Origin of the sequence: Halobellus inordinatus (genome assembly GCF_024464655.1) — an archaeon.
Lineage (GTDB): Archaea > Halobacteriota > Halobacteria > Halobacteriales > Haloferacaceae > Haloquadratum > Haloquadratum inordinatus.
Map to the genome: position 1 here is coordinate 51,079 of NZ_JANHAV010000006.1, position 17,870 is coordinate 68,948.

Genomic DNA, 17,870 nt, shown 5'->3' on the forward strand with positions numbered 1-17,870 from the left:
ACAGTCGACCGCTCAATTAGCAGGCAGTCGAATCGTCACGACGCTGCCGCGTGGCTCGTTCTCCTCGAAGGTCAACACGCCGTCGGACTGCTGGACGACCAGGTTGACCAGCCAGAGGCCGATGCCGCTGCCGTGATACAGCGGGCCGATCTCTTTGTCTTTGCGCAGCACGTCCCGTTCCATCTCGGGGATGCCAGGACCGTCGTCTGCGACCCGGATCTCGATCGTCTCCTCGCCGCACTGGACGGTGACGTCGACCCTCGGATCGGAGTGGTCCGTGTGGACGAGCGCGTTCTCGATCAGTTCCTCGACCGCCCGTGAGATCGACGGGAGCGTCCGGACCGTGCATTCGTCGGGGGCGGTCAGCGACACGTCGCCGTCGGAGTACTGCTCTCGGATGTTCGAGACGACCGCCTCGACCACCGTCGACAGATCGACGCTCTTGCGGGGCTGCGGCTCGGAGAGCAGATTCGTCACCTCGCGCTGCTTGCTCACGTTCTCGATGATGCGGTCGCTGGCGTCGATGATCTCTTGTGCGTTCTCGGTGGCATCGCCCGACCCGGTGTGCTGGATGACGTCCGCGTACCCCTGGATGATGTTCATATCGTTCCGGAGGTTGTGCCGGAGCGTCCGATCGAGTATCTGCAACTGCTGGATGCGGTTCTCCCGCTCGGAGACGTCTCGAATGAGGCTTATGACCCCGACCACGTCGTCGTCTGCGTTTCGGAGGTAGAAGACGGTCGTCTCGCCGGGGAAGACCTGTCCAGACTTCTTCTCGTAGTCGACCGTCTGGGAGAACCGCCGCTCGTCGGCGTGGTCGCCGATCGCTCGGCCCATCTGCTCGAACTCCGCGTCGTCCTCGTAGAGGACCTTCACCGACTTGCCGGCGACGTCCGAGAGGTCGTATCCGAACAGGCTGGTGAACTCCGAGTTCGCGTTGGTGATCCGGCGGTCGGTGTCGGCGACGACGATCGCATCGCGGATGCTGTCGAACAGCAACTCGTAGCGCTGCAGGAGTTCCTGTTCCTGTTTCTTGCGCTCGGAGATGTCCTTGTGGACGCCCACGAAGTGCTCGATCTCGCCGGCGTCGTCGGTGATCGGGGCGATCGTCTGATTGACGACGAACTGCTCGCCGTTCTTTCGCTCGTCGACGATTTCGCTCTCCCAGACGTTGCCGGAGAGCACCGTCGCCCACATCTCCTCGTAGAACGTTTCCTCGTGTTCGTCAGATTTCAGTATCCGCGGATTCTCGTCGAGCAGTTCGTCTTCCGTATAGCCCGTCATCGCCTCGTACGCCGGGTTGACGTACTGGATCGTTCCCGTTCGATCCGTGATGACGACGGCGTGCCCCGAGTGCTCGACTGCCTGCTCGAACTTTCGGGCCTCGTCCTCGCGCCGCGCCAACTCCCGGTAGAGGGTCTTCTGTGGCTCCGTGATCCCGGTTTTGACGACCGAGAGGTAGACCAGATAGAACGACCCGAACTTGAGGAAGTGCCCGACGGCGTTCGAGATACCGTAGACGTCGATGTAGGCGGTGAACGCCAGTTCCGAGACGGCACCGATCACGATTGCGGCGGCCAGCAGTTTGTAGACGGGCGATTCGAACCGGTCTCGCTGCTGGCGCAACAGAAACAGCGAAGACGTCAGGAGGCCGATGATGATGTACTCGCTGAGGATTTTGAAATCGGTGAGACCGCGCCCGGCCACGTAGGCTCGCGGGAACAGATCGAAGACGAACATCGAACCGAGGCCCAGCGCGACGACTGTCGCGTAGCCGCCGACGAGCGCCGAGAGGAGTCCGTCGCTCCACTCCCGCAACGGCGGATGCTTGTACTTGGAGACGACGCCGAGCGCTCCGGCGCCGACGAGCGTCGCGCTTTCGAGATAGCGCGCGAAGATCCACAGTTGCGTCGGGAGGTCGGCCCCGGCCTCGGGAAAGACGCCCATCCCCTTGTACGCGAGCGTATGTAGCAGATCGACACCGCCGACGAACAGGTAGCCCACGCCGAGGATGGCGAAGAACTGATTGCCGAGTTCGTCGCGTGCGCTCCAGACGACGGTGAAAACGGCGAACGCGACGGTGATACTGAAGAGTTCGACGATGCTGTGAAAGAGCAGGTAGTTCTGCGTCTGGACGAGATACAGGACGACGACGCCGACGAATCCCAGGAGAAGATGGCGGGCGAGACTGTACAGTCGAGTGCCACCTTCCATTGGTTGCCCACTTTCGTCATAGAACGAAACTCTTACTACTTCGCTGTCGGCGGAAATCGCGCTACGTTTCGTCGTCTTGTTCGCCGTTCTCGACGTTCTCGCCGTTCCCGCCGTTCTCGCCGTTTCCTCTGCTCTACTCCTCGCTCCCGACGTCGAGTCCGTCGACGTCGTCGAGCGAGAGGTCGTCGGTCTCCAGAGTATCCATCTCGGGATCGCCGCCGACCTCGCTCTCGAACCAATCGAGTGCCTCCGATAGCGAGTGTGTCGGCGGCGAGCAGGTCCGACCCTCACAGACGTACACCGTCGGCTCGTCGTCGCGCTGCTCGCGGCCCTTCCAGACCGGTGGCGCGTCGTCGACGCCGAGCACGTCGAGCCACGCGGCGAGGCCGTCGTCCGTCGGCGGACGGGGAGAGACGACTGCGTCCGGGAGATACGTCGAGGCGAGCGACGTTCGGAAGGCGTCGGGCAGGCCGACCGCTCCACGAGCTGCGGTCCCGGCCGCCGCGTCGCTCCCATCCGTCGACGCGTCAGCGGCGATCACCACTTCGGTCCCGCCGCGGGCGCGCTTCTCCGCCGCGAGCGCCAGCGAGACGTGTTCGAGCGGCCGTCCGCGGACCCGGTTCGCGTGGGTGTCGAGCACTGCGTCGGCGACGTCTGCGAAGCCCTCCTCGGGCGCGAAGGCGTCCAGATCGAGCAGTAGCGACGCTGCCACGCCGGCACTCGACGGCGTCGACTGATCCTGTAGCTCCTGGGGGCGCGTGACGAGCGACTCCCCGTCCGCGGGTGTCAGATACAGCGTCTCGGCGTCGGCGTCGTAGAACTCCGCGACGACGACTCGGGCCAGATCGAGCGCGAACGCGAGGTGGTCGACGTCGCCGGTCGTCTGATACACCTCGAACGCGCCGCGCGCGAGGAAGGCGTAGTCGTCGAGATAGCCCGTTCCCTTGACGTCGCCGTCCTTGTAGCGCCGGGCGAGTCGCTGCTCGTCGGCGTCCCACAGGTGCTCGCGCACGAACGAGAGCGCGTCGGCCGCGAGGTCCGTGTAGGTGTCGTCGCCGAGGACGAGGCCCCCGCGGGCGAGACTGGAGATCGCGAGGCCGTTCCACGACGCGAGGACCTTCTCGTCGCGGGCGGGCCGCACGCGCTCTTCGCGCGCCTCGAACAGCGCCTCGCGGGCCTCGTCGAGTCGGTCGACGATCGCCGATTCCGAGCAGTCGTACCGCTCGGCGAGGTCGGGGATCGACGCTGCGATGGTGAGCACCGTCGACCCCTCGAAGTTCCCTGCGTCGGTCACGCCGAAGCGATCGCACGCGATCTCGGCCGTGCGCTCGTCGTCGATGGCGGCCGCGACTTCCTCGGGCGTCCAGACGTAGAACTTCCCTTCGTCGCCTTCGCTGCGGGCGTCGAGCGTGCTGTAGAACCCGCCGTCGTCGTGTCGGAACTCCCGATCGAGGAACGCGAACGTCTCGCGAGCGATCGTCGCGTACGTCTCGCGGCCGGTGAGTTGGTACGCCGCGAGGTAGACCCGCGGCAGTTCGGCGTTGTCGTACAGCATCTTCTCGAAGTGCGGGACGGTCCACTCCCGATCGGTCGCGTAGCGGTGGAAGCCGCCGCCGACGTGGTCGTAGAGGCCACCGGCGGCCATCGCGTCCAGCGTTCCGGTCGCGGCCGACAGTGCCTCCTCAGTTCCCGACCGGACGTAGGAGCGCAAGAGCGCCTCGACCCGACCCGGTTGCGGAAACTTCGGTCCGCCGGAGCCGAAGCCACCGTACTCCTCGTCCGTCGCTCGGAGTGCCGCTTTCGCGACGTTGCCGAGCACGTCCGCGCCGAGCGTGTCGTCGGCGACCTCGCTCGCGGCCCCGGGGCCGCCGGCCGGCGCCTCGCCTGTCGATCCGCTCGCCGATGTCGTCTCAAGGCGGTCACGCAAGGCGTCGGTCCACTGGTCGGCGCGGTTCTCGATCTCCTCGCGGCCGGTCTCCCAGGACGCGGCGAAGGACTCACAGATGTCGAGGAAGCCGGGGGCGTTGCCGCGGCGCTGGTCCTCCCGTTTCGGGAAGTAGGTCCCGACGTAGAACGGCTTGCCCTCGGGCGTGAGCCAGACCGACAGCGGCCAGCCGCCCCCGCCGGCGACGAGCTGGCAGATGGTCTGATAGATCCGGTCGAGGTCGGGGCGCTCCTCGCGGTCGACCTTGATCGGAACGAACGACTCGTTGAGCACGGACGCGACCTCCTCGTCCTCGAAGCTCTCTTCGGCCATCACGTGACACCAGTGGCACGACGAGTAGCCGATCGAGAGGAAGATCGGCCGATCGGTCGCCTTCGCGGCCGCGAGCGCGGCGTCGTCCCACGGCTGCCAGTTGACCGGGTTGTCGGCGTGCTGGCGGAGATACGGGCTCTCCTCCTCGTCGAGTCGGTTCCGGACTAGGGGATCGTCCATACGGACCGTACGACGCTGCGGTGCAAAAACAGTGTGACGTGTCGTGGTCGCTGTCGCGTCGGTTGCGCAAGTTTGGAGGGTGCCTCCCCGGCCGCAGAACCGCACGAACGTGCATATACGAATACCGAAAAAGAGCAACCTTTACACTCCCGTGTGTATGCCCTCCGAGTATGTCTGACTCGGAGACGGTGCTTCTCGTCGGTGGCGGCGGACGCGAACACGCGATCGCCCGCGCGCTGACTGACGACCCGGCGTGCGACCTCTACGCGTGTGCGAGCAACCGCAACCCCGGTATCACGGCGCTCGCCGAGGGCTTCGAGACGATCGCTGAGACGGCCGCCGAGGAGATCGTCGCCTACGCGACCGACGTCGGTGCCGACCTCGCCATCATCGGCCCCGAATCGGCGCTGGAAGCCGGCGTCGCCGACGCGCTCGACGAGGCCGGCGTCTACACCTTCGGCCCCGACGCCGACGCCGCCCGCATCGAGACCGACAAGGCGTTCCAGCGGGAGTTTATGCAGTCCGAGTCGATCCCGGGCTGTCCCGACTTCGCCGTCTTCGACGATATGGACGCCGCCTGCGACTACATCGACGACTACGACGGCGACCTCGCGGTCAAGCCCGCGGGCCTCACCGGCGGCAAGGGCGTGAAGGTCATCGGCGACCAGGTGACCGCCGAAGAAGCGAAAACGTACCTCCGCGAGAACGACTACGAGCAGGTCGTCCTCGAAGAGCGCCTCGTCGGCGAGGAGTTCACCGTGCAGGCGTTCGTCGCGAACGGCGACGTCCGGCCGACGCCCGCCGTGCAGGACCACAAGCGCGCCTACGAGGGCGACGAGGGACCGAACACCGGCGGGATGGGAAGCTACAGCGACGCCGGCCCCGAACTGCCGTTTATGACCGCCGCGGACTACGCCGACGCGGTCGAGATTCTGGAGGCGACCGTCGACGCGCTGCCGGACTACAAAGGCGTCCTCTACGGACAGTTTATGCTCGGCGCCGACGGTCCGAAAGTCGTCGAGTTCAACGCGCGCTTCGGCGACCCGGAGGCGACGAACACGCTCCCCGTCCTCGACACCTCGTTCCTCGACGTACTGACCGCGGCCCGCGACGGTGAGCCGCTCCCGCAGCTCGAATTTGCCGGCAAGGCGACGGTCTGTAAGTACGCCGTTCCCGAGGGCTACCCGACTGACCCCAAGAGCGGCGCGAAGATCACCGTCGACGAGGACAGCGTCGGCGACGCGCTCCTGTTCTACGCCAGCGTCGACGGGCGCGAGGACGGCCTCTACACCACGACCTCCCGCTCGTTCGCCGTCGTCGGCGTCGCCGACTCCATCGAAGAAGCCGAAAAACAGGCCGAAGACGCCCTCGCTGCTGCGGGCGACGGACTCCGCGTGCGCCACGACGTCGGGAAACCTGACCTCGTCCAGCGCCGGATCGACCATATGGCCGAACTGCGCGGCGAGTAACGACGGGGGAGCGTCGCGAGAAACGCCCGCTGGCGATTGCGAGACGCGCCCGCCGACTATTTCGAGACGCGCCCGACGAGCGAACCTTTTGGTCACTGCCCGAGAAGGGGCGGTCGTGAGCGACGACGCCGACTCTCCAGACGACGCGGACGACCCCGCTGCCGACGACGGTCGCAGACACGGCCGCGTCCAGCGGCATCCGACGCCGGGACCGCTCAATTCGCTACAGTACTGGACGGACGCGAAGCCGGTCTGGCGCGTCGCCCTCAACTACGTCCTCGTGTGGATCGCCCGGATCGCTCCTTCCCTTCGGGTCCGCAACTGGGCGCTCCGCCGCCTCGGCGTAACCGTCGGGAGGGGCGTCTCCTGGGGGCTGGAGGCGACGCCGGACGTGTTCTGGCCCGAACTGATCACGCTCGGCGATCACGTCGTCGTCGGCTACGACTCGGTGATCCTCTGTCACGAGTTCTTACAGGACGAGTACCGGACCGGCGAGGTCGTCGTCGGCGACCGCGCGATGATCGGTGCGAAAGCGGTGATCCTCCCGGGTGTGCGGATCGGCGAGAGTGCACAGGTCGCGGCAAACTCCCTCGTGACTCGGGACGTCCCGCCGAACGCGACTGTTGCGGGCGTCCCGGCGCGACCGATGGGAGAGAGTGAGAGTGCAGACGACGAAGCAGATAGCGACGAGCACGAAAACGGCGACGAGCGCGGCACCGACGGAAGCGACGAGTGACGAGCGCAGCACAGACGACGGAAGCGCCCTAACAGACGGCGGAGCTACTCCCGAATGCGAACGACGCCCTTCTCGAACACCGTGCTGTTGGGCACGATGAACTCCTCGCCGTCGTTCTCGACGTGTGTGACGAACAGATTCACTTCCTGGACGATGCCGCGCGCGTCGCCGATCTGGACCTCGTCGCCGATCGCGTACGGTTGATTCAACAGGAGATACGACCCCGCGGCCCCGGATTTGAGCAGATCCGAGAGCGCGATGCCGCCGAGTAGTACGAGCGCGAAGAGGTACGCGGCCAAGAGTACGACGAGCGCGAGCGTGGCGACGCCGAGTTGCGACAGCGCGATCAGGACGGCCACGTAGAACACGGAGAACTTCGCGAGGCGGGGGAAGACGCCGATCTGTGGGAGTTTGATTCCGGTGAGTCGCTCGCCGACGACGAGTTGGACCTTGTCGCCGACGACGACGCCGACGATGAGGATGATGACCGCGAAGAAGAGTTGCGGGAGGAACTGTACTGTGTGACTCCAGAAACTGGCTGCGACAGTGATGTTGCCAACCGAAAGCACCGCCAGGAATGTGATGCCGAGGACGAAAAATCGGACGAGCGTGCCGAGTACTTCGACAGTAGAGGTGTCGAACTCACGCGCCGTCCGCTCGAAGGCTGTGCCCTCGATCGCCTCGGGAACACCGAACCGCACGAGCGCACGCGTCGTCAGCGTGCCGAGCACGGCGGCGGCGATCAGCCCGACCACGACGACGAGCAACACTGCCCAGACCACACGCGGGACCGCGTCGAAGATGTCGAGGAACTGCCCAGGGTCGAACTGTAACACAGTGTGTGTCGACAGTAGGCCCTCCCCCGTCATCAGTACTCCTCCGGATCGATCTCCAGGATGATCTGCCCGCCCTTGAACGCCCGGACGAGGCCGTCGGACTCAGACAGCACGATGGCCGTCGCGTTCGTGTCGCGGGTGATCGCCGCGCCGGCCATATGGCGCGCACCGAGCCCTTTCGGGATGTCGACCCCTTCGGCCGCCGGTTCGAGGTAGCGATACGCGCTGACGATCTTCCCCGAATCCGAGATGACGAACGCGCCGTCCAGGCGGGAGAACTCCTTGAGCATCACGTTCACGATGGGGTCGCCGACGTGGACGTGTGACTTCTCGAAGGGGTTGTAGCTGAGCGGGCGGGACTTGTTCATCACCTTGCCGGCGTCGCCGACGACGAACAGCGCGCCGACCGGCTTGCCCTTCTGTCCCTTCTTGCCGAGCTCGATCGCGACCTCGAAGACGTCGCGGATGACGCTCGGATCCGCCCGCGAGTTCGCGAACAGGTCGTAAATGCCAGAACGCATCGACTCGTCGATGCGGACCCGAACGAGACCGTCGGCGTCGCCGTCGAAGATCCGGACGCTGCACGCGACGACGTCGCCCTCCTCGACGAGTTCCTGTTCGAGCGCGCCCTCGACGCCGAATCTGATCCGATCGCTGACGTTGTCGAACTCCAGCGGCAGTTCGACGTACGTCTCGGCCTCGACGGCGTTCTCGGGCGCGATGACGACCAGTTCCTCGTCGATATCGGCGTCTGCGAACCGCTCGTAGTGGGAACTGCTCGGCGAGAAGAGAAACACGCTCTCGACGTCCGACACGAGATCGCCCAGGATGTCCGATAACGCCGACATTGCTACCGCTATTCTCCGGGCGCTGTAAAGCGTTGTGGGACGTTCTCGAAGGTGATAGCCGTCAGACGGACGACAGACGGAGGACGAGTAATAAAAAATGACTGACAGATCCGGGCGAAGTCGCGTACGCGTCAGTACGACTTCGCGAAGTACGCGGTCTCGACGGCGTCGTCGCCGCAGATGGCGCAGTCTTCGTCGTGGTGGATCTCCGCGTCAGGATCGTCGAGCGGAACCATCACGATCTCGGCGGCGATCGGCTCTTTGATCTCGGCTTCACACTCCTCATCGCCGCACCACGGCGCCTTGACGTAGCCGCCGTGCTGGCCGAGCGTGCCCAGGATCTCCGCGCGGTCTGTGGCCTCGCGGACGTTCTCTTCGAGGTTCTCCTCGGCGGCGGCGTACAGTTTCGCGTACACCTCGTCGAAGTGGGATTCGACAGTTTCGACGATGTCGTCTCTGTCTTCTTCGGTCGACTCGCCGTCGGGCCGGTGGACCAGCGTGACCGTCCCGTCGTCGGCCTCGTTGGGGCCGATCTCCATCCGGACGGGGACGCCTTTCAGCTCCCACTCGTTGAACTTGAAGCCGGGGTTGCGCTCGTCGCGGTCGTCGAGTTCGACGCGGATGCCGGCGGCTTCGAGATCCGCGGCGATATCTTCGGCGTATTCGAGGACGTCCTCCTTCGTGTCGGCCTGCCAGATCGGAACGATGACGATCTGCTCGGGCGCGATCGCGGGCGGTAGAACGAGCCCCTGATCGTCCGAGTGCGTCATAATGAGCGCGCCGAGCGCCCGCCAGGAGAGCCCCCACGAGGTCGTGTGCGCGATCTGGGTCTCCTCGTCCTCGTCGGTGTAGGTGATGTCGAACGCCTCCGCAAACGAGGTGCCGAGGTAGTGGGAGGTCGCTCCCTGGACGGACTTGCCGTCCGGCATCAGCGCTTCGACCGTCGTCGTCGTGTCCGCGCCGGGGAACTTGTCGTGTTCGGGCTTCGCGCCGCGGAGGACGGGCATCGCGAGCAGATCCTCGTAGGTCTCCTCGTACTGATCGAGGCGGCGCGTCGTCTCCGCCCAGGCGTCCTCGCGGGTGGCGTGCGCGGTGTGACCCTCCTGCCAGAGGAACTCTTTCGTCCGGAAGAACGGCTTCGTCTCCGTCGCTTCCCAGCGAACGACCGACGCCCACTGATTCACACGCAGCGGCAGGTCGCGGTGGCTGCGGACCCACTGGGAGATGTAGGGCGTGATGATCGACTCGGAGGTCGGGCGGACCGCGAGCGGCTCTTCGAGTTCCTGGTTACCAGCGCGCTCGACCCACGCGACCTCGGGGTCGAAGCCTTCGACGATGTCTTTCTCCCGTTCGAGGTAGCTCTCGGGGATGAAAAGCGGGAAGTAGGCGTTCTGGACGCCGGTGTCTTTGAACAGGCCGTCGAGGTGGCCCTGGATGCGCTCCCAGAGTTCGTACGCGCGGGGGCGCGTGACGATGAATCCGCTCATCCCCTCGGGCGCGTAGTTCGCGAGGCCGGCCTTCTGGACGACTTCGGCGTACCACTCGCCGGTGTTGTATTCTTTCGACTCGGTGATGCCGAGTTCCTGGTCGTCGCTCATTACGTATCTCGAGCCTCAGGGCGGTCTTAAATCCCCTGATAGGACGGCTGGGACTACGTTATCGGGGTTCGGCGGGCGCCGAAGACGCGGGAAACGTCGCACGGCTCACTCCGGGACGCCCAGCGCCGACACCCGACGCGCAGACACGCCACGTGCCGACGGGCGGGCACCCTCATTCGAACCGGTCGGGGTCGACCGCGAAGGGGCTCTCGGTCTCCTGCCAGCCCCACCCCGGGAGTCGCGTCTGGAACCCCGCGGCGAGCGCCGCGTCGAGGTCGTCGATACCGGCTCCACCGTCCGAGTGCGTCAGCACGTCCGCGTAGTGGAACGTCGCCTGCGCGAGCAGTGACAGTGGCGCGCCGCCGGCAATCGTCGCGGCGAGTTCACGGCCGAGCACCTCGTCGACGACGAAGCCTGGGTAGTCGCCCGCGACGTCCAACTCGCGGAGGAGGCCGACGTAGGCGGCGACGTTGACGGCGACGTCGCCGTCGGCGAAGACGCGTTTGACCTCCTCGCGGTACCGTTCCGTCTCAACTGTGTCGACGGTCACGTCGAACTCGTTGGCGAGTCGCTGCCGCGTCTCGTTGATGATCGGCACCACCTCGTCGCTTCTGTCTAGGACCCACGCGGCTTCGGTCGCGACGCGGTCGGGAGTAACGTCCATACCCGCCACGAAGACCCCTCAGGGTTTCGACTTTGCGAAGGCTTTTATACGCCGGCCGAAGTATTCTGGATTAAGCGGGTTCTCCCTGCCTCTTCGCAGCTAGAACCGCAGAGATTGCCGTTCACAACGTCGTCCTATGCTCTCTCACGCGACATCGTCGCATCCCCGCATCGACGGAGTGTTCGCACTGCCGGTTCCGCTTCAGGAGAAGGGTACCCCGATCAATCGTCCGTCCGTGACGATCCCGACGGAACGCTCTCAGTTATGAGTTCAGTAGATACGCAACTCGAGGAGTTGAAAGCAGAGATCACAGCGGAACTGCCGGCCGACATCTCGGTGTCGGACGTCACCTACGAGGGTCCGGAGCTTGTCATCTACACGCGCGATCCGAAGCGGTTCGCCCAGAACGGTGACCTCGTCCGTGACCTCGCCGGCAAACTCCGCAAGCGCATCACCGTTCGCCCCGATCCGGCGGCGCTCTCGCCGCCCGATCAGGCTCGCGACCGGATCCTCGAGGTGATCCCCGAGGAAGCCGGCGTCACCGACCTCGACTTCCACGAGGACACCGGGGAGGTCGTCATCGAAGCCGAAAAGCCCGGGATGGTCATCGGCCGCCACGGCGCGACGCTGCGCGAAATCACCCAGGAGGTCGGCTGGACCCCCGAGGTCGTTCGGACGCCGCCGATCGAGTCCTCGACGGTGTCGAACGTCCGCAACTTCCTCAAACAGGAGCGCGACGACCGCCGGCAGATCCTCGAACGCGTCGGCCGACAGATCCACCGCGAGGAGCTCGCAGACGAACAGTGGGTCCGCATCACGACGCTCGGTTGCTGCCGCGAGGTCGGCCGCGCCTCGTTCATTCTCTCGACGGCCGAGACGCGCATCCTCATCGACTGCGGTGACAAGCCCGGCTCCGACGACGTCCCGTATCTGCAGGTGCCCGAGGCGCTCGGTGCGGGCGCGAACTCGCTCGACGCGGTCGTGCTGACGCACGCCCACCTCGACCACTCGGCGCTCGTCCCGCTCCTGTATAAGTACGGCTACGACGGGCCGATCTACACGACCGAGCCGACTCGGGATCTGATGGGTCTGCTCCAACTGGACTACCTCGACGTCGCCGCCAAGGAGGGCCGAACGCCGCCCTACGAGTCCGAGATGGTCCGCGAGGCGATCAAGCACACCATCCCGATCGAGTACGGCGACGTCACCGACATCGCACCGGACGTGAAACTCACGTTCCACAACGCCGGACACATCCTCGGCTCTGCGGTCTCTCACTTCCACATCGGCGACGGCCTCTACAACGTCGCGTTCTCCGGCGACATCCACTACGAGGACACCCGCCTGTTCAACGGCGCCGTCAACGACTTCCCGCGCGTGGAGACGCTCGTGCTGGAGTCGACCTACGGCGGCCGCGACGACTACCAGACCGACCAGGAAGATTCCGAACGCGAACTGCTCGACGTCATCAACGAGACGTACGACCGCGGCGGCAAGGTCGTCATCCCGGCGTTCGCCGTCGGGCGCTCTCAGGAGTTGATGCTCGTCCTCGAAGAGGCGATGCGGACCGGCAAGATCCCGAGTATGCCCGTCCACCTCGACGGGATGATCTGGGAGGCGACCGCGATCCACACGACTTACCCCGAGTACCTCCGCGACGACCTCCGGGACCGGATCTTCCACGAGGACGAGAACCCCTTCCTCGCCGACGAGTTCAACCACATCGACGGCGGCGACGACGAGCGCCAGGACGTCGCCGACGGCGATCAGGCGATCATCCTCTCTACGTCGGGGATGGTCACCGGCGGCCCGATTATGTCCTGGCTCGAGCACATCGGCCCCGACCCGGACTCCCGCCTCGTCTTCGTCGGCTACCAGGCGCAAGGGACGCTCGGCCGCCGTATCCAGAACGGCTGGGACGAGATTCCGATCGGCGGGGACCGCGTCGGGCGCTCGGAGACGCTGAAACTGGAAATGGACGTCGAGACGGTCGACGGCTTCTCTGGGCACGCCGACCGACAGGGCCTCGAAAACTTCGTGAAGACGATGAACCCCCGTCCCGAGAAGATCCTCTGTGTCCACGGCGACGAGCGCTCCGTCCAGGACCTCTCGTCGGGACTGTACCACGACTACCACCTGCGGACGTTCGCGCCGAAGAACCTCGAAACGTTCCGATTCCTGTAGGCCCCACAGCGCTTTTCGCGTCGATTCGACCCCGTGCGAATCTTATTATCACCTGCCCGCGGAACGGTCGTATGCGCCTCGCGCTGATCGCTCACGACGAGAAGAAGCCAGACATCATCTCCTTCGCTCGAAGCCGGCTCGACGACCTCGAACGGTTCGACCTGATCGCCACGGGCACCACGGGCAAACGCCTCCGAGAGGCGACGGGGCTCGACATCGAGCGGAAGCAGTCCGGGCCGCTCGGCGGCGATATGCAGATCGGCGCGGAGATCGCCGACGAGAACTGCGACGGTGTCGTCTTCCTTCGTGATCCACTGACCGCACAGCCACACGAGCCAGACATCACCGCACTCTTGCGGATCTGCGACGTGCACGAGATCCCACTGGCGACGAACCTCGCGAGCGCTGACGCCGTCCTCGACGAACTCGTCCGCGGCCTGGACGGCGAGTCGTCGTAGGCGACCTGCCCTCCCGATTTTCGGGGTCCGGTCCGCGGCTGTCACTCAACTGTAGAATCTCAACGCTGAGAACTGCGCCCCGAGACTTAATCCCGAGAGCGATCAAGCGTTCGCTATGCCTCTTTCCCGAACGCCCGACCCGTTCTCTGTCCGGTCGTTTGCACTCTTTGCGACGTTCCTCGTCGTCGGTTCACTCCTGGTCGCGGCGGCACCTGTCGCAGCACAATCGAGCGGCGGCGATGGTTCCACTGCGGGCGGTACCGACACGAACGAGCGCCGCTGCTTCCCGGATGGCGGTCACGACCTGACGATCGGCGACGGCAACCCGCACATCAACGTGACTGTCCACACGTCGCTGTTCACGAATCCCGCGCCGCCGAGCGCGCTCGGACTGGCGGCCGAGGGCGTCGCGGTCGGCTCGGAGATTATCGAACTCCGAACCGGCGTCGTCTTCGAGGGCGATCCGGAGACTGTCTCGGCGAGCGGCGTCTGGGACTCGTTCGTGATCCTCTTCGACTACCGTTTCTCGCTGCCGATGTTCTCTGATTCGATCGACGATTCCACGTACGAACCGAGCGACGGCCCGGTTTCGGGCGTCGATACGCGCGACTGCTGAACCGACCACGGACTGCTCGGATCTCCGTTTCAGTCTCCGTCCCCGTCTCCACTATTCGCCGCCGGCGGCTGCGGGATCGACGACCGACTCGGCGACTTCGTCGACGCCGACCCGGTCACAGAGATCGTACAGCGGACACGCCTCGGGACCGTCCAGACAGGCTGGCTTGCGCGCGCTGCAGTACTCGCGGCCGAACTGGATCATCGCGGTGTGTCCGAAGCCGCACTTTTCGGGCGGCACGTCGGCCTCGAGACGTTCCCTGACGGTTTCGTGGTCGGCGTCGGCCGGGGCCAGCCCCATCCGCCGCGCGATTCGGTGGACGTGAGTGTCGACGGGGAAAACGCCGTCGCGCCCGCCCGCGAACAGGAGCACGCAGTCGGCGGTCTTCGGACCGACGCCGTGGATGTCCAACAGTGACTCGCGCACGTCGCTCGGCCGTTCCTCCCGGACGAACGCGTCGAAGCCGCCCGCGCCACCGTACTCCGCGCAGATTCGCTCTGCCGCGCCGATGATCATCTCCGACTTTTGATTGTACAGCCCGGCCGAGGAGATGGTCTCGGCGAGCTGGGATTGTTCTGCCTTGGCGAGCGCGGCCGCGAGGTCGCTGTCGTCGCTCCCGTAGCGTTCCATCAGCGCGTCGTGGGCGGGTTGGCTCGCGACGTCGCTCGTGTTCTGTGAGAGAATCGTCCGGACGAGCGACTCGAAGGCGTCCTTTCCCCCGTAGGTCTTCTGCCAGTAGCGCCGACCGAGTTCGTCGACGACTGCCTCCGCGCGCGTGCCGGCCTCGCCGGTCTCGAACACCGCTGCCGCGCTCCCGTCTGCGCCGCCGCTGATGTTCTCCTGCGGTTCCTCGGGCATACTCCGAGGTTCGGCGGCGCGCGAAAAAAGTCGTCGGCCGATCCCCCGTCGGGAACCGTCCACGACGACTCGGTACAGCGACGTCAGTCCTGATCGCGTTCGACGACGAGTTCGAATCGGACGTCTGCCCCCGCCGCGAGCGCGTCGACGAGTTCTCGATCTAAGTCTGCGGCGGCGGCGTCGGCGCCGACGAGAATCGTCCGGTCGTCGACGTAGTCGCTCGTGCGCCCGACGTGACTCCGCTCGTTCTCGAAGACGAGGTCCGGGTGCCCGCGTCCCTCCACAGTTTCCGTGTAGGTGTCGCCCTCGTCGGTCGTCACCGTGAGTGTGGCCATAATCGTTGCCTCGGGATCGCGGCAGGCCTCGACGAAAGCGCCGTCGAAGTCGGCCGGGACGCGGTCCGCCTCGACGGCGAGGATGCAGTCGCCGGCGGGAGTGAGCCAGTCGTCGCTGGTCACCTCGAACGTACTGCTGTGCTCGGCTGTCACGTTCTCGTGTCCGCGTGCGTGGACGACTTCTCGCTCTCGCATACGCGGCCTTCGGCGACCCCTCCGTAAGTCTCGCTCGGTCGGCGACTCGCCACGCACTGTGTGACACAGTACCACTTTGATTTATATACTCATACTGGGTACTGGGAACGACTCACACGGCGCACAGACGGGGTGTGACAGGCGTTTTCAGCCGTCGCGACCACCGGCAGATTTATATGTAGTAGACGACAAGAAGTGGATACCAGAACGCCTCCGGCGTTCCGGCGGCACAGCACGCAGAATGATCGGGAATTCTTATCCACGGTCGGCAGCGCTCGAAGAGCGGCCGCCACGGTCCGGAGCGGTGATGGTATCGAGGTTTGATTACGCATGGTGACGCAGCAAGACGTTCTTCAGGACTACGACGTACAGGAACTCAAAGATTCGGACAACATCGAGCTTACAGACGACAAGCTCGAAAACGGCTCGAAAGGTCAGCTCATCAAGGTCGCTGGCCAGCTCCGAGACCGACGAAACGAGCTCAACCAGATGGCCTCCGAGCGCGCATCCAAGCGCGACGACCTGAACGCGAAGACGCGTGAGAAGGTCGACGAGGCTCAGGAACACCGCGAGAAGCGCGACGAGCTCAACGAGCAGGTCCAAGAGCACAAAGAAAGCCGCAACGAGCTCAACGCGAAGGCCAACGAGCTGTTCGACAAGGTCGAGCAGATGAAAGAGGACCTCGAGCTCGACGACGGCAAGGACATCGAGGAGCTCGAAGACGAGATCGAGCAGCTCGAATTCCGCCAGCAGACCGAGGTGCTCTCGACCGAAGACGAGCGCGAACTCATCGAGAAGATCGAGGACAAGCGCGAGGAGCTCCGCCAGAAGAAGGAGAAGGTCGAGGACAGCGGCGAACTCGAAGAGCTCATCGAAGAGGCCGAAGAGGTCCGCTCGGAAGCCTCCCAGCACCACCAGAAGGTGACAGAGCTCGCCGACAAGGCCCAGGAACATCACAACCAGATGATCGAGGCCTACCGCGAGGCCGACGACATCCGTGACGAGGCCGACGCGATGCACGAGCTGTTCGTCGAAGCCCAGGAGTCCGCCGACAAGCACCACGAGGACTTCGTCCGCGTCCAAAAGCGCCTCCGCGAGCTCGACAAGCAGGAAGAGCAGGAGCGCGAGGACGAGCGTGCCGAGGAGCGCGAGGCCGCCAAGGAAGAAGCCGAGGAGATCTACCAGAAGTTCAAGGAAGGCGAGACCCTCGACACCGAGGACCTGATGAAGCTCCAGAAGACGGGGCTGCTCTAAACGCCGGCGACTCCCGGACCCGACCGGTTCGGAATTCTTCGATCTATGCCGCGGTTTTCGTTTTCACCTTTTCGACGGACCCCGTGAGCGCGACGTATCCTGATACTGTCGGACAGAACGATGTGAAGCGTATCGCCACCCTGTGGGTGCCAACCGACTTCACGAACTGCTGTCCGACAGTATGAGCGGAGCCGACACGCTCTTATAGGGGTTATCGTAAGTCTCCAGAGATGTCTCGCCGGACGGGACGGCGAGAATCTCCGAACAGTTACGATAATCCCTATGAGACGACCTGCCGTCGCTCTGTGTCCCGAGGCGTTCAGCTCAGCTCCATATCTTCGAGTTTGTCTTTTCTGTACAGATCCAGTTCGGCCACGGTGTTCCGATTCGACTGGCTCAGCGCATAGATCACCGCGTCCGCGACGTCCTCTGGTTCCGTGACCTCCCCTTCCTCGAACGCGTCCTCGAAGGCGGTCCCCTCTTGGCTGTTGAAGTTGGTGCGAACCTCGGATGGATTGATCACCGTCACACCGATGTCCTCGTCGCCGATCTGTGCGGAGAGCGATAGGGCGAACCCCCGCGTCCACCACTTCGAGGCCGCGTACACGGGCGACGTTCCGCGCGGGTATTTCCCGGCGATGCTCCCCGTGAACACGATGGTGCCGCTGCTCTCTCGCAGGTGGGGGATCGCTGCGCGCGCGGTGTAGAACATCCCATCGCAGTTCACACCCATCATCGTTTTGTAGTGGTCAGTCGGCATCGACTCGACGTCCCCACTCAACGCGAGGCCGGCGTTGCTCACGACCGCGTCGAGGCGACCGAACTCGTCGACGACCGCCTGTATCATCGCCTCTACCTGTGACTCCTCGGTCACGTCGGTCGGGATCGCGATCGCCTCCGCTTCAGTCTCGGTCTCGATGTCGTCGACGATACGCTGCAGTTCGTCTTCCGATCGGGACGCCAGCGCGACGCTGTGTCCGTTCTCGGCGAGCGCACTCGCCGTCGCCCGTCCGATCCCGGAACTAGCACCAGTCACCAGCGTGACGTTCTCGCCCATCTGTTGTCTCACCAGCACAGACAGACGCACCCACCCCTGAAAAAGGGTGACGTGGGCGGTCGCCGAACGCCGTTCGCGCGGCGACGACGTGCAAACGCTCCGCTCGTGCCC

At 65.1% G+C, this 17,870-nt stretch carries 15 protein-coding genes; 6 read left to right on the plus strand and 9 right to left on the minus strand.

What is annotated here, in order from left to right; translation table 11 throughout:
• Positions 1-12 precede the first annotated feature (12 nt).
• Both NO347_RS11775 and NO347_RS11780 read right to left on the minus strand, forming a co-directional pair.
• The gene (locus NO347_RS11775) at positions 13-2,214 is read right to left on the minus strand and encodes an MASE3 domain-containing protein (protein WP_256289775.1); all 2,202 of its coding nucleotides are present in this window, start codon (positions 2,212-2,214) and stop codon (positions 13-15) included.
• A 133-nt stretch (positions 2,215-2,347) separates the two neighbouring features.
• A complete protein-coding gene (locus NO347_RS11780; protein WP_256289776.1) occupies positions 2,348-4,651 on the minus strand; it encodes a thioredoxin domain-containing protein in 2,304 nt (767 codons plus the stop codon).
• 170 nt (positions 4,652-4,821) lie between these two features.
• Here NO347_RS11780 and purD point away from each other — a divergent pair, with 170 nt between their 5' ends.
• A complete protein-coding gene (purD, locus tag NO347_RS11785; RefSeq protein ID WP_256289777.1) occupies positions 4,822-6,120 on the plus strand; it encodes a phosphoribosylamine--glycine ligase in 1,299 nt (432 codons plus the stop codon).
• A gap of 115 nt (positions 6,121-6,235) precedes the next feature.
• Positions 6,236-6,856 (plus strand): acyltransferase, encoded by a 621-nt coding sequence (locus NO347_RS11790; protein WP_256289778.1) that lies wholly within the window; start codon positions 6,236-6,238, stop codon positions 6,854-6,856.
• A gap of 44 nt (positions 6,857-6,900) precedes the next feature.
• On the opposite strand, the gene NO347_RS11795 is transcribed toward NO347_RS11790, so the two are convergent.
• The 4 genes from NO347_RS11795 to NO347_RS11810 form a co-directional block, all read right to left on the minus strand.
• Entirely contained in the window at positions 6,901-7,725 is an 825-nt protein-coding gene (locus tag NO347_RS11795) for a mechanosensitive ion channel domain-containing protein (RefSeq protein WP_256289779.1), read from the minus strand.
• Entirely contained in the window at positions 7,725-8,540 is an 816-nt protein-coding gene (dacZ, locus tag NO347_RS11800; RefSeq protein ID WP_256289780.1) for a diadenylate cyclase, read from the minus strand. The genes NO347_RS11795 and dacZ overlap by 1 nt, the downstream gene beginning before the upstream one ends.
• 131 nt (positions 8,541-8,671) lie before the next feature.
• The gene (gene proS, locus NO347_RS11805) at positions 8,672-10,138 is read right to left on the minus strand and encodes a proline--tRNA ligase (protein WP_256289781.1); all 1,467 of its coding nucleotides are present in this window, start codon (positions 10,136-10,138) and stop codon (positions 8,672-8,674) included.
• Positions 10,139-10,310: 172 nt separating this feature from the next.
• Positions 10,311-10,802, minus strand: coding sequence for a DUF7984 family protein (locus tag NO347_RS11810; protein WP_256289782.1), 492 nt, complete (start codon positions 10,800-10,802; stop codon positions 10,311-10,313).
• Positions 10,803-11,066: 264 nt separating this feature from the next.
• Here NO347_RS11810 and NO347_RS11815 point away from each other — a divergent pair, with 264 nt between their 5' ends.
• The 3 genes from NO347_RS11815 to NO347_RS11825 all read left to right on the plus strand — a co-directional run bounded on the left by NO347_RS11815 (position 11,067) and on the right by NO347_RS11825 (position 14,060).
• A complete protein-coding gene (locus tag NO347_RS11815) occupies positions 11,067-12,986 on the plus strand; it encodes a beta-CASP ribonuclease aCPSF1 (RefSeq protein ID WP_256289783.1) in 1,920 nt (639 codons plus the stop codon).
• A 71-nt stretch (positions 12,987-13,057) separates the two neighbouring features.
• Complete coding sequence (locus tag NO347_RS11820) at positions 13,058-13,444, plus strand: methylglyoxal synthase (protein WP_256289784.1); 387 nt, start codon at positions 13,058-13,060, stop codon at positions 13,442-13,444.
• Between the two features lie 115 nt (positions 13,445-13,559).
• Positions 13,560-14,060, plus strand: coding sequence for a DUF7332 family protein (locus NO347_RS11825; protein WP_256289785.1), 501 nt, complete (start codon positions 13,560-13,562; stop codon positions 14,058-14,060).
• Positions 14,061-14,111: 51 nt separating this feature from the next.
• Here NO347_RS11825 and NO347_RS11830 read toward each other — a convergent pair whose 3' ends face one another.
• Entirely contained in the window at positions 14,112-14,918 is an 807-nt protein-coding gene (locus NO347_RS11830) for an endonuclease III domain-containing protein (protein ID WP_256289786.1), read from the minus strand.
• An 83-nt stretch (positions 14,919-15,001) separates the two neighbouring features.
• The gene (locus NO347_RS11835) at positions 15,002-15,448 is read right to left on the minus strand and encodes a DUF371 domain-containing protein (protein ID WP_256289787.1); all 447 of its coding nucleotides are present in this window, start codon (positions 15,446-15,448) and stop codon (positions 15,002-15,004) included.
• A 330-nt stretch (positions 15,449-15,778) separates the two neighbouring features.
• Between NO347_RS11835 and NO347_RS11840 the strand changes: the two genes are divergently transcribed.
• A complete protein-coding gene (locus NO347_RS11840; protein ID WP_121570625.1) occupies positions 15,779-16,702 on the plus strand; it encodes a coiled-coil protein in 924 nt (307 codons plus the stop codon).
• A 319-nt stretch (positions 16,703-17,021) separates the two neighbouring features.
• Here the strand turns inward: NO347_RS11840 and NO347_RS11845 are convergent, their stop codons facing one another.
• Positions 17,022-17,771, minus strand: coding sequence for an SDR family oxidoreductase (locus NO347_RS11845; protein ID WP_425492385.1), 750 nt, complete (start codon positions 17,769-17,771; stop codon positions 17,022-17,024).
• Between the last annotated feature and the right edge of the window lie 99 nt (positions 17,772-17,870).

Excerpts from the sequence above, each read along its gene's own strand:
- NO347_RS11840 (WP_121570625.1), top strand. The coding sequence starts at position 15,779 with ATGGTGACGCAGCAAGACGTTCTTCAGGACTACGACGTACAGGAACTC.
- NO347_RS11835 (WP_256289787.1), bottom strand. The coding sequence starts at position 15,448 with ATGCGAGAGCGAGAAGTCGTCCACGCACGCGGACACGAGAACGTGACA.
- NO347_RS11820 (WP_256289784.1), top strand. The coding sequence starts at position 13,058 with ATGCGCCTCGCGCTGATCGCTCACGACGAGAAGAAGCCAGACATCATC.
- NO347_RS11815 (WP_256289783.1), top strand. The coding sequence starts at position 11,067 with ATGAGTTCAGTAGATACGCAACTCGAGGAGTTGAAAGCAGAGATCACA.
- NO347_RS11795 (WP_256289779.1), bottom strand. The coding sequence starts at position 7,725 with ATGACGGGGGAGGGCCTACTGTCGACACACACTGTGTTACAGTTCGAC.
- NO347_RS11830 (WP_256289786.1), bottom strand. The coding sequence starts at position 14,918 with ATGCCCGAGGAACCGCAGGAGAACATCAGCGGCGGCGCAGACGGGAGC.
- proS (WP_256289781.1), bottom strand. The coding sequence starts at position 10,138 with ATGAGCGACGACCAGGAACTCGGCATCACCGAGTCGAAAGAATACAAC.
- NO347_RS11825 (WP_256289785.1), top strand. The coding sequence starts at position 13,560 with ATGCCTCTTTCCCGAACGCCCGACCCGTTCTCTGTCCGGTCGTTTGCA.
- NO347_RS11775 (WP_256289775.1), bottom strand. The coding sequence starts at position 2,214 with ATGGAAGGTGGCACTCGACTGTACAGTCTCGCCCGCCATCTTCTCCTG.
- dacZ (WP_256289780.1), bottom strand. The coding sequence starts at position 8,540 with ATGTCGGCGTTATCGGACATCCTGGGCGATCTCGTGTCGGACGTCGAG.
- NO347_RS11810 (WP_256289782.1), bottom strand. The coding sequence starts at position 10,802 with ATGGACGTTACTCCCGACCGCGTCGCGACCGAAGCCGCGTGGGTCCTA.
- purD (WP_256289777.1), top strand. The coding sequence starts at position 4,822 with ATGTCTGACTCGGAGACGGTGCTTCTCGTCGGTGGCGGCGGACGCGAA.
- NO347_RS11780 (WP_256289776.1), bottom strand. The coding sequence starts at position 4,651 with ATGGACGATCCCCTAGTCCGGAACCGACTCGACGAGGAGGAGAGCCCG.